General features: G+C 73.8%; 10 protein-coding genes. 8 read left to right on the plus strand and 2 right to left on the minus strand.

Annotated elements, in window-relative coordinates; translation table 11 throughout:
- The first annotated feature begins 30 nt into the window (after positions 1 to 30).
- Together ACPT94_RS30440 and ACPT94_RS30445 are read left to right on the plus strand one after the other, a co-directional pair.
- Positions 31 to 816 (plus strand): glutamate racemase, encoded by a 786-nt coding sequence (locus ACPT94_RS30440; protein WP_360335889.1) that lies wholly within the window; start codon positions 31 to 33, stop codon positions 814 to 816.
- Between the two features lie 105 nt (positions 817 to 921).
- Positions 922 to 1,470 carry a hypothetical protein gene (locus tag ACPT94_RS30445; RefSeq protein WP_360335887.1) on the plus strand — a complete coding sequence of 183 codons (549 nt, stop codon included), beginning with the start codon at positions 922 to 924 and terminating at the stop codon, positions 1,468 to 1,470.
- A gap of 2 nt (positions 1,471 to 1,472) precedes the next feature.
- On the opposite strand, the gene ACPT94_RS30450 is transcribed toward ACPT94_RS30445, so the two are convergent.
- The gene (locus ACPT94_RS30450) at positions 1,473 to 2,558 is read right to left on the minus strand and encodes an O-antigen ligase family protein (RefSeq protein ID WP_425247301.1); all 1,086 of its coding nucleotides are present in this window, start codon (positions 2,556 to 2,558) and stop codon (positions 1,473 to 1,475) included.
- Positions 2,559 to 2,781: 223 nt separating this feature from the next.
- On the opposite strand from ACPT94_RS30450, the gene lnt reads away from it, so the two are divergent.
- The 4 genes from lnt to ACPT94_RS30470 all read left to right on the plus strand — a co-directional run bounded on the left by lnt (position 2,782) and on the right by ACPT94_RS30470 (position 7,817).
- Positions 2,782 to 4,389 carry an apolipoprotein N-acyltransferase gene (gene lnt, locus ACPT94_RS30455; RefSeq protein ID WP_425247302.1) on the plus strand — a complete coding sequence of 536 codons (1,608 nt, stop codon included), beginning with the start codon at positions 2,782 to 2,784 and terminating at the stop codon, positions 4,387 to 4,389.
- Positions 4,390 to 4,456: 67 nt separating this feature from the next.
- On the plus strand, positions 4,457 to 4,936 hold the full coding sequence (locus tag ACPT94_RS30460; RefSeq protein ID WP_360335881.1) for an NUDIX hydrolase: 480 nt from the start codon (positions 4,457 to 4,459) through the stop codon (positions 4,934 to 4,936).
- 54 nt (positions 4,937 to 4,990) lie between these two features.
- Positions 4,991 to 5,791 carry a 3-hydroxybutyrate dehydrogenase gene (locus ACPT94_RS30465; RefSeq protein WP_360335879.1) on the plus strand — a complete coding sequence of 267 codons (801 nt, stop codon included), beginning with the start codon at positions 4,991 to 4,993 and terminating at the stop codon, positions 5,789 to 5,791.
- A 76-nt stretch (positions 5,792 to 5,867) separates the two neighbouring features.
- Positions 5,868 to 7,817 carry a helix-turn-helix domain-containing protein gene (locus ACPT94_RS30470; RefSeq protein ID WP_360335878.1) on the plus strand — a complete coding sequence of 650 codons (1,950 nt, stop codon included), beginning with the start codon at positions 5,868 to 5,870 and terminating at the stop codon, positions 7,815 to 7,817.
- Between the two features lie 51 nt (positions 7,818 to 7,868).
- On the opposite strand, the gene ACPT94_RS30475 is transcribed toward ACPT94_RS30470, so the two are convergent.
- Positions 7,869 to 9,263, minus strand: a complete 1,395-nt coding sequence (locus ACPT94_RS30475) for an MFS transporter (RefSeq protein WP_425247303.1) — start codon at positions 9,261 to 9,263, stop codon at positions 7,869 to 7,871.
- Between the two features lie 396 nt (positions 9,264 to 9,659).
- Between ACPT94_RS30475 and ACPT94_RS30480 the strand changes: the two genes are divergently transcribed.
- Both ACPT94_RS30480 and ACPT94_RS30485 read left to right on the plus strand, forming a co-directional pair.
- Positions 9,660 to 12,881, plus strand: coding sequence for an FtsX-like permease family protein (locus ACPT94_RS30480; RefSeq protein ID WP_425247304.1), 3,222 nt, complete (start codon positions 9,660 to 9,662; stop codon positions 12,879 to 12,881).
- Positions 12,878 to 15,652: an ABC transporter permease gene (locus ACPT94_RS30485; RefSeq protein ID WP_425247305.1), complete on the plus strand. Its 2,775-nt coding sequence runs from the start codon at positions 12,878 to 12,880 to the stop codon at positions 15,650 to 15,652. The genes ACPT94_RS30480 and ACPT94_RS30485 overlap by 4 nt, the downstream gene beginning before the upstream one ends.
- Positions 15,653 to 15,670: the final 18 nt, after the last annotated feature.

Here is a 15,670-nt window from a genome sequence, read left to right on the forward strand (position 1 = left end):
CCGCAAGAGCGCATCGTCTATCGTGGCCGGGTGAAGATCGCGCTCATGGACTCCGGAATCGGGCTGCTGGCGGCCACCGCCGCGGTACGGCGCCTGCGACCCGACGCCGATCTCGTGCTGTCCCTGGACCCCGACGGCATGCCCTGGGGACCGCGCACCCCGGAGGACCTCACCGCGCGCGCGGTGGCCGTCGCCGAGGCCGCCGCCGCCCACCGCCCCGACGCCCTCATCGTCGGCTGCAACACGGCCACCGTGCACGCCCTGCCGGCCCTGCGCGCCCGCCTCGAACCTGGCATCCCCGTGATCGGCACCGTCCCCGCGATCAAGCCGGCCGCGGCCGGCGGCGGCCCCGTCGCGATCTGGGCCACACCCGCCACCACCGGCAGCCCCTACCAGCGGGGCCTCATCGACGACTTCGCCGACGGCGTCACCGTCGCCGAGGTGCCCTGCTGGGGCCTGGCCGAGGCCGTGGAGCACGCCGACGAGGCGGCCATCGACGCCGCCGTCGCCGCGGCCGCCGCGCTGACCCCGGATGATGTAACGACCGTCGTCCTGGGCTGCACCCATTACGAGCTCGTCGCCGAACGCATCCGCACCGCCGTGCAGCGCCCCGGCTGCCCGCCGCTCGTCCTGCACGGTTCGGCCGGTGCGGTGGCCGCGCAGGCCCTGCGCCGCATCGGAGCCCGGCCCGAGCCCGAGGCGTCGGACCCCGGCACCGTGACGGTTCTGCTCAGCGGGCGGGAGGGCGTGCTTCCGGCGCCCGCTCTCGCCTACGCGGAAGGCCGGCTCCTCCAGGCGGTCACCCCCGCCCAGTGACCGCCGGCCGACGACCGGACACCCCGGCGCGCCTGTCGGCCGGCCGGCGCGGTCACCCTCCGCAACCCGGTACCGGCGGAGCGAAACCTGAGTAACCTCATCAATATGAGGGACCACCACCCCCGCGACGAGAACGCCCCGCATCCCGACGTCTGGCACGGACGCGCCACCAACCGCTTTCAGTGGCTGCTCGCGCTCATCGGTGCCGCCTGCATGGCGCTCGGTATCGAACTGGCGGTCGACTCCGCGTGGACGTCCGGTGCCGCGCCGCTGGTCATGTCCGTCGTCGGCTGCATCGCCGCCGGACTGCTGGTCCTCTTCGGCACCCTCGCCTTCGTCCACGTCGACCTCAAGCTCGACAAGGAGTGCCTGGAAATCCGCTGCGGCCACATCGGCCTGCCGCGCCGACGCATCCCGCTGGCCCATGTCGCCGGCGCCGACTTCGAGCCGCATGTCACCCCGCGCCACTGGGGCGGCTGGGGCTACCGCTGGCGACCCGAGAAGGGCACCGCCGTCGTCGTACGGCGCGGCGAGGGCCTGGTGCTGCGGCTCTGGGACGGACACACGTTCACGATCACCGTGGACGACGCCGAGTCCGCCGTACGCGTCATCAGGGACCGGCTGCGGCAGGGCACGCCCGGGGCGGCGCGCTGACCTCAGGAGGCCGGGCGGCCGTCACGGGGGCGCACCTGCCGCTCCGGCCTCGTCGGCGTCTCGGCCGCCACCGGTTCGAGGGCCAGTGGGCGGGCCGTGGCCAGGCCCGCCAGCAGGCCCGCGCCGACCGACACCGTGGTGAAGCTCAGCGCGTTGCCGACCGCGGCGACGGCCGCCAGCCCCGTGAGCGCGGCACCCGCCGTGAGCACGACCGGCGTGGGCCGCGGGGCATGCCAGAGGGCGAACAGCACCCAGCAGAAGGCCGCCGCGAGGAGGAGCACCCCGACGACACCCTGTTCCGCCGCCATCTGCAGCGGGGCGGAGTGCGGCTTGCCGTCGGACAGGGTGGACTGCGTGGCCGTCGCGCTGAGCTCCCCGAAACGCCCCGGGCCCACGCCCAGCCCGGGGGCGACGTGTGCCAGGTGCAGGGCGTCGCGCCACAGCTCGACCCGGCGGGGCGTCAGCTGGTCCTCCAGGGACGCGGCGAGCCCGCCGGGCAGCGCGTTGCCGGCGACGGCCCAGGTGAGGCCCGCTGTCAGGGCCGCCGCCAGGCCCAGTGCCACGAGGCTCGGCCCCCGGTGACGCACACGACCGGCGGCCAGCGAGCACAGCAGTACGGCGCAGCAGGTGACGACGGCCGTGGTCGAGCCCACGACAGCCCCGGCCACCGCCGTGCCGCAGGCCAGCCCGCGCAGCGCGAGCCGCAGGGCCCGCACGCGAGTCGCCCAGGCGGCGCAGCATGCGGCACCGGCCGACAGGGTCAGCACGGCGGCGGTCGCACCCGCGTGGCCGAGAGGTGCGGCGATCTCGGGCCCCGGACCGAACCGCGGCAGGGCCACCGTCAGGGTGAGCCCGGCCAGCGCCGCCGCACAGGGCGCGGCGACGGGCAGGAGCACTCCGCAGATCCGCCCGGCCGCGTATCCGGCGGCCACGGCCAGCACCGCGAGCAGGACGCCCTCGGGGCGCCCGCCGTGCGCGGTGGCGGTGATCAGGGACCATGTGGAGCAGGCCCCGAGCACGATCACGCCGGTCGCGTCAGAAACGATTCGTCTTTCCCCGTCCGCGTCCTCACCGGCCGCGGACGTCATCCCCGTGGACCCCACCCCGTCCCCCCGAACCCGGTCGCCCCCCGACCGTGACATGCTCTGGCCACCCCGCGCGACAGGAGCTCTGGCACACCGTAACCGCTGATGGGCGGTTTGTGGATGAGTCGTACCGGGTTGCGCGGGCCACGGAGCGGGCCGCCCTGCGGACCGTGCTGTCGGCGGACCGTGCTGTCGGCCAAAAGGTCACCCGCCGTACACTCCCGGAGTGACCGTCACCGCAACTTCCGTGGGCCGGCAGGACCAGCAGACGCCCTCGACCGCGCCCTCGCGCGGCGCGCGCCTTCTGCGTCTCGTCCCGGCCGCCGCAGCGGCACTCTCCGGAGTCCTGCTCTACGTCAGCTTCCCGCCGCGCACCCTGTGGTGGCTGGCCCTGCCGGCCTTCGCCGTCCTGGGCTGGGTGCTGCGCGGCCGCGGCTGGAAGGCGGCCCTCGGTCTCGGCTACCTCTTCGGCCTGGGCTTCCTGCTGCCGCTGCTGGTGTGGACAGGTGTCGAGGTGGGCCCCGGGCCCTGGCTCGCCCTGGTGGCCATCGAGGCGGTCTTCGTCGCGCTGGTCGGCGTCGGCATCGCCGCGGTGTCGAAGCTGCCGGCCTGGCCGGTGTGGGCGGCCGCGGTCTGGATCGCCGGAGAGGCGGCACGCGCGCGTGCCCCGTTCAACGGCTTTCCCTGGGGCAAGATCGCCTTCGGTCAGGCGGACGGCGTGTTCCTGCCGCTCGCCGCGCTGGGCGGCACCCCGGTTCTGGGCTTCGCGGTCGTACTCAGCGGCTTCGGCCTCGGCGAACTGGTCCGCCTCGGCCTGGAGCGCCGGCGCACCGGTGAGGTGCGCTGGCTGGCCGCCAACCTCGCACTGCTCAGCCTGGCCGTCCCGTTCGTGGCCGCCCTCGCCGCCCGCACGCTGGTGAGCGACAAGGCGGAGGACGGCACCGCGACGGTCGCCGTCATCCAGGGCAACGTCCCCCGGCTCGGCCTGGACTTCAACTCCCAGCGCCGGGCCGTCCTCGACTACCACGCGCGCGAGACGGAGCGGCTGGCCGCGAAGGTCGCGGCGGGCAAGGCGCCCCGGCCCGACTTCGTGCTGTGGCCCGAGAACTCCTCCGACATCGACCCCTTCGCCAACGCCGACGCGGCCGCCGTCATCGACAAGGCGGCCAAAGCCATCGGCGCGCCCATCTCGGTCGGCGGGGTCGTCGAACGGGACGGCAAGCTCTACAACGAGCAGATCCTCTGGGACCCGGTGAAGGGCCCCACCCAGACGTACGACAAGCGGCAGATCCAGCCGTTCGGCGAGTACCTGCCGTTGCGCTCGCTCATCGGGGCGATCAACAGCGAGTGGACGTCGATGGTCCGCCAGGACTTCAGCCGCGGTACGAAGCCGGGCGTCTTCACCATGGACAGCGCCAAGGTGGGTTTGGTCACCTGCTACGAGGCCGCCTTCGACTGGGCCGTGCGCTCCGAGGTCACCGACGGCGCCCAGATGATCTCCGTGCCCAGCAACAACGCCACGTTCGACCGCAGCGAGATGACCTACCAGCAGCTCGCCATGTCGCGCGTCCGCGCCGTCGAGCACAGCCGGACCGTCACGGTGCCCGTGACCAGCGGAGTCAGCGCGATCATCATGCCGGACGGGAAGATCACCCAGAAGACCGGCATGTTCGTGGCGGACTCCCTGGTCCAGAAGGTGCCGCTGCGCTCCTCCGAGACGCCCGCGACGCGGCTGGGAATCCTCCCCGAGATCGCCCTGCTGCTCGTCGCCGCGGGCGGTGTGGGCTGGGCGATCGGCGCCGGGGTGCGCGGGCGGCGCGCCGGTGGCGTGTAGCGGTACGCCCGTCGGCCGCCCCCTGAACTCGCCCGGCGTCACGGGACCGGCCCGTTAGGGTCGGTCCATGGCTACTCCTGACTTCATCCGTACGCTCCGGGCGTCCGCCGGGAACCAGCTCCTGTGGCTGCCCGGCGTGACCGCCATCGTCTTCGACGACGAGGGCCGTGTACTGCTGGGCCGCCGTACCGACACACGCAAGTGGTCGGTGATCGGCGGCATCCCCGACCCGGGAGAGCAGCCGGCGGCCTGTGCGGTGCGGGAGGTCTACGAGGAGACCGCGGTGCGGTGCGTGGTCGAGCGGGTCGTCCTCGTCCAGGCGCTGGATCCGGTCACCTACGCCAACGGCGACGTCTGCCAGTACATGGACGTCACCTTCCGCTGCCGGGCGGTGGGCGGGGAGGCCCGCGTCAACGACGACGAGTCGCTGGACGTGGGGTGGTTCGCGGTGGACGCCCTGCCGGAACTGAGCGAGTTCGCGCTCTTCCGGATCAAGCAGGCACTGTCGGACCAGCCCACATGGTTCGACACCACGAGTTCCGGCTGAAGTATGGGGTCTGACCATATGGGGCGGGGGTCGGACGCTGCCTAGGGTCGAGGCATGACCACGCCCCCCGCCGCCCCTGGTCCCCACGCTCCCTCGCTCGACCTCGGCGGTCGCACCGCCCTCGTCACCGGCGCCGCCGGTGGTATCGGCCGCGCCTGCGCGCTGCGGCTGGCGGCCGCCGGGGCCAAGGTCCGGGCGGTCGACCGGGACGCCGCGGGCCTGGAGGCACTCACCGAGAGCGCCGTCGGCCTACCGGGTACCGTCGAGCCGCACGTCCTGGACCTGACGGACCTGGACGCCGCCGAACTCGCCGCCGCCGGAACCGACGTCCTCGTCAACAACGCCGGACTGCAACTCGTACGGCCCCTGGAGGAGTTCCCGCCCGACGTCTTCCACACGGTGCTCACCGTGATGCTGGAGGCGCCGTTCCGGCTCGTCCGAGGCGCCCTGCCCCATATGTACGGGCAGGGGTGGGGCCGTATCGTCAACGTCTCCTCGGTCCACGGGCTGCGCGCCTCGGCCTACAAGTCGGCGTACGTGGCCGCCAAGCACGGTCTGGAGGGCCTGTCCAAGACCGCCGCCCTCGAAGGCGCCTCCCACGGCGTCACGTCGAACTGCGTGAACCCCGCCTATGTGCGCACCCCCCTGGTGGAGAAGCAGCTCACCGACCAGGCACGGGCGCACGGCCTGCCCGCGGAACGCGTGCTGGCCGAGGTGCTCCTGCGGGACAGCGCCGTCAAGCGGCTCATCGAACCGGAGGAGGTCGCCGAGGCCGTCGCGTACCTGTGCAGCCCGCAGGCGTCCTTCGTCACCGGCAGCTCACTCGTCCTCGACGGCGGCTGGACGGCGCACTGAGCCGCCCGGCGGCCGGCGGATCCGGAGTTTTCCACAGGGCTGACGGGCCGGCCCGGACATGAGGAATCCTGTGAGCATGTCCCGCGATCACGTGGAGCCGGTCGAGCGCTCCGTCAGCGACGCCGAGACGCCCGCGGGCGTTCCGGAGAGCGCCGAGGCGCCGTTCCTGAAGCTGCTCGCCCGAGGCGCCGCGGCCGAGGCGTACGAGCGCCCGGTGCTGCTCGCGCGCGCCGAGGGCCGGCCCGCCGAGCGGATCGCCGACCTCGAACACGCCAAGCTGCTCGCGCTGAGGGTGCGCGCGGAGCTGGAGGGCCGCAGGCGGCGGGAGGCCGAGCTGTCGGCGCTGTTCGAGACCGCCCACGACCTGGCAGGCCTGCGCGACGTGGACGCCGTCCTGCAGGCGATCGTGCAGCGGGCCCGCTCGCTGCTCTCCACGGACGTCGCCTACCTCAGCCTCAACGACCCGGTCAGGGGCGACACCTACATGCGGGTCACCGAGGGCTCGGTCGCCGCCCGCTTCCAGCAACTGCGCCTCGGTATGGGGGAGGGACTCGGCGGCCTGGTCGCCCAGACGGCCCGCCCGTACGTCACCGACGACTACTTCCGCGACGACCGCTTCCGGCACACGGCGGCCATCGACGCGGGCGTGCGCGACGAGGGCCTGGTGGCGATCCTCGGAGTGCCGCTGACCCTGGGGGCGAACGTCATCGGGGTGCTGTTCGCCGCCGACCGCCGCGCGCGGGTGTTCGAGCGGGAGCAGATCGCGCTGCTCGGCTCCTTCGCCGCACTGGCCGCGGCCGCCATCGACACCGCCAACCTGCTCACCGAGACCCGCTCGGCCCTGGCCGGCCTGGAGCGCGCCAACGAGATCATCCGGGACCGCAGCGCGGTCATCGAACGGGCCTCCGACGTCCACGACCGGCTCGCCGAGCTGGTCCTGCGCGGCGGCGGGGTGCACGACGTGGCCGCCGCCGTGTCCCAGGTCCTCGACGGCACCGTGGAGTTCACGGAAGGCGCACCCGGCAGCGCCCTGGAGGCGTCACGCGCCGAAGGACACGCCGTGCGGCACGAGGACGACTGGATCGCCGCCGTCGCCGCCGGCGGCGAACTGCTCGGCGCGCTCGTCCTGCGCGGCCACCCGGGCCTCGACCCCGTCGACCAACGCACCCTGGAACGCGCCGCGATGGTCACCTCGCTGCTGCTCCTCGCCCGGCGCTCCGCCGCCGAGGCCGAACAGCGCGTCCGCGGCGAGCTGCTGGACGACCTCCTCGACGCACGCGACCGCGACCCGCGCCTGCTGCGCGAGCGCGCCTCCCGGCTGCACGCCGACCTCGACGCCACCCATGTCGTCCTCGCCGCGCGCCTGGACGCCGCCGCTGCCGACGCCGACCACGAGGCGGCGGCCCGCCGGCGCCTGTGGTCCGCGGCCTCGCACCTCGCCGCCACCCGGCACGGCCTGGCCGCCGCCCGCGACGGCGGCACCGTCCTGCTGCTGCCCCTCGAACCAGGCGACACCGCGACCGAACTGGCCCGCCGCACCGCCGGCCACCTCGGCACCGCCGTCCACGAGGCCGTCACCGTCGGCGCCTCCGCCCCGGTCCGCGACCTCACCGCCCGCCCGGACGCGGTCGTCGCCGGATACGAGGAGGGCCGCCGCTGTCTGGACGCCCTCAGACTGCTGGGCCGCTCCGGCGACGGAGCCGCCGCCGAGGACTTCGGCTTCCTGGGACTGCTGCTCGCCGGCGACCGGGACGTCGCGGGCTTCGTGGACCGCACCATCGGCCAGGTCGTCGCCTACGACGAACGGCGCGGCACCGAGCTGCTGCGCACCCTCGACGCGTACTTCGCCTGCGGTATGAGCCCGGCCCGCACCAAGGACGAACTCCACGTCCACGTCAACACGGTGGCCCAGCGCCTGGAGCGCGTCGGCCGCCTCCTGGGCGAGGACTGGCACAGCCCCGCTCGCGCCCTGGAAATACAACTGGCCCTGAGACTGCACAAGTTGTCGGCCCCCCTACCGAACTGACCCCCGTACGCGGGGCGGCGTACGAGGGTCGGTGCCGTAGGGCAGGGCGGATCAGACGACACGTGCGTCCGCAGCCGGGGCCTGCGTGTGCTCCGCGTCGTCCGAGGGGCCGATCTCGGCCAGGTCGCGGTGGCGGGTCTCCTTGGCCGCGCCCACGGCGACGACCGTCAGCAGGGCCGCAGCGATCACGTACAGGGCGATCGGGGTGGAACTGTCGTAGTCGGCCAGCAGCGCGGTGGCGATGAGCGGCGCCGGCGCACCGGCCGCGACCGAGGCGAACTGGGCGCCGATGGAGGCACCGGAGTAGCGCATCCGAGTCGCGAACATCTCGGAGAAGAAGGCGGCCTGAGGCGCGTACATCGCGCCGTGCAGCACCAGGCCGACGGTCACGGCGAGGACGAGACTGCCGAAGCCACCCGTGTCGACGAGCGAGAAGAAGGGGAACATCCACAGGCCGACGCCCACCGCGCCCAACAGGTACACGGGACGCCGTCCGATGCGGTCGGACAGCGCGCCCCAGGCCGGGATCACCGCGAAGTGCACGGCCGAGGCGATGAGGACGGCGTTGAGCGCGGACTGCTTGGAGACGCCGGCCGAGGTCGTCGCGTACACGAGGATGAACGCGGTGATGACGTAGTAGGAGATGTTCTCCGCCATGCGCGCCCCCATCGCGACCAGCACGTCACGCCAGTGGTGGCGCAGCACGGCCACGAGCGGCAGCTTCTCGGCGGCGGCCGCCCGCGTCGCCCTGCGGGCCTCGGCCTGTGCCAGGGCCTGCTTGAAGACGGGCGATTCATCGACAGACAGACGAATCCACAAACCGACGATCACCAGCACACCCGAGAGCAGGAACGGGATCCGCCAGCCCCAGCTGCCGAAAGCGGCGTCCGACAACACGGCGGTGAGCAGCGACAGCACACCGGTCGCGAGCAACTGCCCCGCCGGCGCCCCGGTCTGCGGCCACGAGGCCCAGAACCCGCGCCGCCGCGCGTCCCCGTGCTCGGACACCAGCAGCACGGCCCCGCCCCACTCACCACCGAGCGCGAAGCCCTGGACCAGACGCAGCAGCGTCAACAGCACCGGTGCGGCGGTCCCGATGGTCGCGTGCGTGGGCAGCAACCCGATCGCGAAGGTCGCGCCACCCATCAGCAGCAGACTCAGCACCAGCAGCTTCTTGCGCCCGAGCCGGTCCCCGTAGTGCCCGAAGACCAGCGCCCCGAGCGGCCGCGCGGCGAACCCGACGGCGTACGTCAGAAAGGACAGCAGCGTGCCGACGAGCGGGTCGGAGTCCGGAAAGAACAGCTTGTTGAAGACGAGCGCGGCGGCGGAGCCGTAGAGGAAGAAGTCGTACCACTCGACGGTGGTGCCGATGAGGCTGGCGGCGACGATGCGTTTGAGGTCGGCGGGGGTTTCCGGGGACGGGCGAGCGGTTGCTGCGGAGGCCATGTGCGCCACTTCCTCGTGTGCGGTGGGGACGGGTACGTGTTCGCACACGGTAGGAATCTGCAGGTCAGGGGCACATGTGGTGGGACTACACAGTTCGGTGGCGGGGTATGCGTGTTGCCCCTATGCCAGCTGACCGGGGAGCGCCGTTCCGCGATAGGTGATCGGCGCCACCCGGCTTGACCCCTGCTCCTGTCCCGCACGTTCAGGGCAGGCCTGTTCGACGGCAGGACCCTCAAAAACCGCCGACACTCGATCACAAGGCGACCGCAGTCCGTCCTACAATTCCCTCTTGCACCCGCACGCCACCGACGCCGCATCGCGTCCCGGTCCGTGTGGTGGAAAACGGGGGGTTTGGTGAGGGAACGAGCCGTGCCTGCGGGCGTGTTGCGATTAGTCGTGCTGCGAGCGTGGGCGTATCGCGCGCTTCTCGGTGCCGTGCTGCTGACCGTGCTGCTGACCACGGTCGTGCTGGCCGCGCTCACCGCCTACTCGGGCGCGACAGGCGATGCGGCGCTGCGGCGGTCGCTCGCAGAGCAGCGCACCGCTGCCCAGGCCGCTCTGGTGCTCAAGGCCGACGTGCCGGCCGACGAGCGGCAGGCGGCCGACGACGCCGTGCGGGCGGGGGCCCGCACCATCTTCGCCGGGCTGCCCGTGCGGGTACGTACCCTGCTGCGGTCGGGGCCCTACGCCCTGCCGGGGGCGCTGCGGCCGCCCTCCGAGCGGGACGGAAACCCGAACCTCACGTACTTCGCGGCCCTGGACCGCACACAGGTGCGGACCGTCGCTGGGCGGCTCCCCCGTGAGGGGGTGACCGCCGGGTCCATCGAGGCCGCACTGCCGCAGAGCGCCGCCCAGCGGCTCGGTGTGGCGCCCGGCTCCCGGCTGACCGTCACCGACCGGCTGGACGGCCCGGCGGTGCGCGTGCTGATCACCGGCGTGTACCGGCCGGTGGACGTCCGGGCACCCTACTGGCAGTTGGACGACCTGGGCGGCCGCGGCGTGCAGGCGTCGGATTTCACGACGTACGGTCCCCTGCTCACCGCCCCAGGCGTGCCGGCGTCGGGCCGGGTGAGTGTCGGCGCGTCGGGCTGGCTGGTCTCGGCCGACTACTCCTCGCTGACGACGGAGCGGATCGGCCCGCTGCGCGAGGCTGCCCGCTCGGGGACCGCGGAGCTGCGCGAGCGCCCAGCGCTCAGCAGTGCGACCACAGCGGACACCGCGTTGCCCGAGGTACTGGACCGCATCGAACGCTCCTTGCTCGTCACGCGTTCCAGCATGCTGATCGTCGCCGGTCAGCTCGGACTGCTCGCGGCCTGCGCCCTGTTGCTCGTCGCACGGTTGCTCGACTCCGAGCGCAAGGCCGAGACCGGGTTGCTGCGTGCGCGCGGCGCCACCCGGGCACGGCTGGCGGGCTTGGCCGCGCTGGAGGCCCTGCTGATCTCCGTGCCGGCGGTGGTGGTGGCGCCGCTGGCGTCGGGGCCGTTGACGCGGCTGCTGGCCGGGCAGGGTGCCCTGGGCCGGACCGGGGTGCGCGTCGACGTGTCGGCCGGGGGGCGACTCGAGGTGTGGGCGGTCGCCGCGGGTGTGGCCGCGCTGTGTGCGCTGACCGTGGCTGTCCCGGCGTGGCGGGCGACCTTCGCGGGCACGTTCGCGGTGCGGGCGGGAGCGCTGCCCGCACCGTTACGTGCCGGGGCGGATGTCGGGTTGCTCGCTGTGGCCGGTGTCGCTTTCTGGCTGCTCGGCAGCCAGCAGTCCGGTGCTGTCACCGCCGACCGTGCGGGGGTCCTCGGCGTCGACCCGCTTCTGGTGGTGGCGCCCGCTCTGGTGCTGCTCGCCGGAACGGTTCTGGTACTGCGGCTGCTGCCCTTGCTGGCGCGTGTCGGCGAGCGACTTCTGACCCGCGAGCCCGGACTGACCGCGGCGATGGTCGGCTGGCAGTTCAGTCGCCGACCGATGCGGGGAGCGGGTCCGGTGCTGCTCCTGGTCATCTCCGTGGCGCTGGGTGTGGTGGCGATCGGGCAGGACGCGTCCTGGCACCGTTCCCAGGCCGACCAGGCCGACTTCCGCGCGGGTGCCGAGGTGCGCGTCCTGTCTTCCGGGGGCGGCGGTGTGGGCCGTGCAGATGTCTACGCGGACCTCCCACACGTGGACGCGGTCGCCCCCGCCGTCCGTGACACGGTGTTGCTCTCCGGGAGCCGCGAGGCGACCGTTGTCGCCCTGAACACGACGGAGGCCGCCGGGACAGTGCTGTCGCGGCGCGATCTGACGGACGGTCCGTTACTCGCCGGGCTCGCGCCGCGCGGGGCACCCGCGGGCATCGAGGTACCGAAGGGCACCACCCGGCTCACGCTGACCGCTGCCCTGCACAGCACCACGCCAGGGTCGGAGGCGGACGTCACGCTCACGGTGCGGGACCGTCAAGGAACCCTCTACGAGATACCGTCCGGCAGCCTCGCCGCCGACGGCCGCCCGCACCGGCTGATCCCCGATCTGAACGGCGCCCGGGGCCCGCTGGCGTTGACCGGGCTCCTACTGAGTACACCGCAGCCGACCGACCGTCCCCACCGGCACCGCCTGGTCCTCGGCGCGCTCACGGCGACAGTTGGCGACGGTGACGTCAGGCAGTTGACCCTGCCGACGAGGTGGACGACCGCGGTCGAGGCCGACGCGGCCGCCGCCCCACCCGACGACGACGCCCGGCCGACCCGTCCCCGGCTCACGTCGACGGCACCCGTCACCATGACGTACAGCACCGGGTACCAGCTGCCCGGCCTCTCGCCGCCCGCCCTGCCGCTGGAGGTCCGGCTGAAGGTCGCCCAGCCCGCGGCGCCTGAGATCGTCGCGGTCGCCACCGACCGGTTCCTCGCCGCGTCCGGTGCGCGCCAAGGCCAGCGCGTGGAGGTGACGTTCGGCGGCCGTTCCCTGCCCGTACGCATCGTCCGCACCGCGAGCGCCCTGCCCACGACGGAAGCCACTGCACACGACGGCGGGGCCCTGCTGGTCGATCTCCGGGCCGTCAACCGGGTGCTACAGGCCCGCTACGGAACCAGCCTGGAGCCCACCGAGTGGTGGCTGAACACGGCTGCGCCCGGCGCCACCGCAGCGGCCGCGCGCGCCCTGCCCGACGTCGATCCGGAGCAGGTGACGGTGCGCGACGAGATAGCGGCGGAGCTGCGCGACGACCCGTTCGGGGCCGCCCCGGAATCAGCGCTGATCGCGGCGGCAGCGGTGACGGTGCTCTTCGCCGCGCTCGGCTTCGCGGTGAGCGCGGCAGGGGCGATGCGAACGCGGGACGGTGAGTTCGCCGTGCTGCGCGCCCTGGGAACACCGCGCCGTCGGCTGGCCCGGCTGGTCGCCGTGGAGCACGGCGTACTGGTGGCCCTGGCGCTGCTGGTCGGCACGGTCCTGGGCACGGTGCTGACGCACGCGCTGGTTCCCCTCGTCGTCCTGACCGGGCAGGCCACCCGACCGCTCCCGCCGGTCCTGGTCGAACTCCCGCTCCCGCGTCTGGCCGCCCTGCTGGCGGCCCTCGCGGCGGGCCCCGCCCTCGTGACCGTGGCCCTCGCCCTTCGGCGGGCGAAGCCCGTGATGGCTCTCAGGGACGAGGTGACACTGTGACCACGCAGCCCGTGCCCCCTCAGGACGGGGGGACGAAGGCGGTGCCACCGCATGTGGGCGCCGGACTGCGGACCCGGCTGAGGGCCTTCGCCGGTACGTCCGTGGCCCTCGCGCTCCTGGTGGCCGTGACCGCGGCGCTGGCCGCCGCGTGTCCGCGTGCCGTCGACCGGTACGGGGACGCGGGGCTGCGCCGGGCGGTCGAGCAGGCCCAACCCGACCGGACGACCGTGCAGGTGCAGGTCCCGCTGCCCTGGATGGACACGGTCGAGGAGATGGAGGCTGCCCTGCGCGTCGGTCCGCTGACCGCGGCGCGGGCCGAGGTTCTCGCCACCGCCAAGGCGCCGCTGGTTCCCGACCCCGCGCAGTCGTCGTACGGCGTGCGCACGACCGTCGCCCTGGAGGCGTCCGATCCCTGGCTTCCCCGACCCGCCGGCCTGCCCGCCCAACTGGTGCTCGCCGCCCAGCAGGACCTGGCCTCCCACGCCCGGCTCAGCGCGGGCCGGTTGCCGCGCACCACGGGCGCACCGGTGACCGCGGCGACGGCGCAGGTCGAGGCCGCCGTCACCGTGGACACCGCCCGCACGCTCGACATCCGGGTGGGCTCGGTGATCCACGTACCAGGCTCGGAGCGCGCCCCGCTCGCCGTCCGGGTCACCGGAATCGTCGTCCCGCGCGCCCCCGAGGGCGCCTACTGGTCGGCACTGCCGGTGCTGCGCACCCCCGCGTTGAGCCGCCAACCCGAGCGTTTGCCGCAGGACGTCCACTGGCTCGGTGGCCTGCTTCTCGCCGCCGATGCCGGCCCGGCCCTCCTGGGCACCCCCGGCCGCCCGCACCGGTACTGGCATGTGGCCCCCGACGTCGCCACCCTGCGCGGCCACGATCTCGACCGTCTGGCGTCCGCCGTAGCCGCACTGGAGTCGGGGCCTGGAGTGCAGCGGCTTCGGGCGGTCGTCGACGAGAACCTGGAAGCCCAGACGGATCTCGACGAGGTCCTCGCGAACCATGCCCGACTACGGTCGGGGATCGACTCGTTGCTGCTCCTCGCCGCCGTCGGTACCGGCAGCCTCGCCCTGATCGTCCTGGCCATGGCCGGCGGCGTGGCAGCCGATCGCCGACACGCGGAGCTGGCCCTGCTGCGTGCCCGCGGCGCCTCACTGCCCGGCCTGGCCGTTCGGCTGCTGGCGGAGACGGCGGTGGTGGCCGTGCCGGCCGGCGCCCTCGGACTGACCGTCGCACTGCTCGTCCTGCCCGATGCCCGCACCGCACCCGCCCTCGCCGCCGCGCTCGCCGTCACCCTGCTCGCCTGTGGCGCGCTCCCGCTGCGCGCCGTGGTGGCGCACCGCACGGTACGGATGCACGACGGGCGGGAGGACCTCACCACCGCCCGGCCGTCGCGGCGCCGAACGGTGGCGGAACTGACCGTCCTGGTGATCGCGTCAGGGGCGGTCGCCGCACTGCGCCGACAGGGATCCGGCAGCACCGGTCTGGTGGCCGCCGCCCCACTGTTGACCGGCGTGGTCGCGGCTCTGCTGCTGGCACGCCTCCACACCCTGCCGCTACGGGCGCTGAGCAAGGCGACCGCTCGCATGCGCGGCCTGGTGATTCCGCTGTCGCTGGCCCATGTGGCTCGTGCCCCCGGCTTCGCCGTGCTGCCCCTGCTCGCCCTGCTCAGCAGCCTGACCATGGCCGCGTTCGGCGGCTCGGTCCTGGCAGGGGTCACGGCGGCCCGCGACCAGGCCGCGCTCCTCGACGTCGGCGCTGACGGCCGCATCGAGACCACCACCGGTGAACTCCCTCGTGCCCTGCCCGACCGAGTACGCCGACTGCCCGGCGTACGCGACATGGCGGAAGCAAGCGTCACCAACGAGGCGAAGCCCCCACTGGGCAGCCAGCCGGTATCACTGGCCGGTGTGGACCCTGACGCCTACTCGCACCTGTCGCACCACACGGGACTGGGGCCGTTCGACGCGGCGAGCCTCCGGCAGGCGGACGCCGGTACGACGGGCAGCGCCGACCGGCCCCTGCCCGCGCTGGCCTCGACTCGCGTGGCCGACGAGCACGGCACAGGCCCCTACTCCGTCCTGCTGCCGGACGGCACCTCCGTCACTGTCCGCATCGTCCTGGTCCGAGACCGCACCCCGGCAGTGCTCGGTGACGACTTCCTGATCGTGGACCGCGCCGGCCTTCCCCGCGGCGCGGCGCGTACGACGACCCTGCTGCTGACCGGTGACGCCCTGAACGGCCGGGCGCTGCGCTCGGTGGCGGAAGGCACGGCGGCGGCCGTCCGCCTGCGTGCCGAGGAACGCACGCGGCACGTCGAATCACCGCTGCAGTCCGGCGCGGAACGCCTGTACGGTGCCGCGGTCGCCGCGGGCGCTGGGTACGCGGTCCTCGCGCTCGTGCTGACCGTGCTGCGCACCGCGCCTGAACGCAGCGCCCTGCTCGCCCGGTTGCGCACGATGGGCATGACTCGGGCCCAGGGCCGCCGACTTCTGATCCTCACGGCCCTCCCACAGGCGTTCCTGGCCGCGGCCGGCGGCATGCTGACCGGCTGGGTCGGCATTCACCTGCTGTCGCCCGGCATCGACCTCACGACCATCGCCCTGGCCTCCCCGTCCGCTCTCGAAGGGGCCGTGCTGCGCACCGATCCGCTCTCGCTCGCGGTTCCGGCGCTCACCGTGCTGCTCCTGGCCATCGGTGTGCCCGCCGGCCAGGCCTGGTGGACCAGCCGACGTGGCTCGGTGCGTGAACTGAGGCTGGGTGACAACTAGACAGTGGGCAGAGCCTCG

The sequence above is a fragment of the Streptomyces aurantiaciflavus genome, from assembly GCF_049808595.1.
Taxonomy (GTDB): domain Bacteria; phylum Actinomycetota; class Actinomycetes; order Streptomycetales; family Streptomycetaceae; genus Streptomyces.

Excerpts from the sequence above, each read along its gene's own strand:
- ACPT94_RS30445 (WP_360335887.1), top strand. The coding sequence starts at position 922 with ATGAGGGACCACCACCCCCGCGACGAGAACGCCCCGCATCCCGACGTC.
- ACPT94_RS30450 (WP_425247301.1), bottom strand. The coding sequence starts at position 2,558 with ATGACGTCCGCGGCCGGTGAGGACGCGGACGGGGAAAGACGAATCGTT.
- ACPT94_RS30460 (WP_360335881.1), top strand. The coding sequence starts at position 4,457 with ATGGCTACTCCTGACTTCATCCGTACGCTCCGGGCGTCCGCCGGGAAC.
- ACPT94_RS30465 (WP_360335879.1), top strand. The coding sequence starts at position 4,991 with ATGACCACGCCCCCCGCCGCCCCTGGTCCCCACGCTCCCTCGCTCGAC.
- ACPT94_RS30470 (WP_360335878.1), top strand. The coding sequence starts at position 5,868 with ATGTCCCGCGATCACGTGGAGCCGGTCGAGCGCTCCGTCAGCGACGCC.
- ACPT94_RS30475 (WP_425247303.1), bottom strand. The coding sequence starts at position 9,263 with ATGGCCTCCGCAGCAACCGCTCGCCCGTCCCCGGAAACCCCCGCCGAC.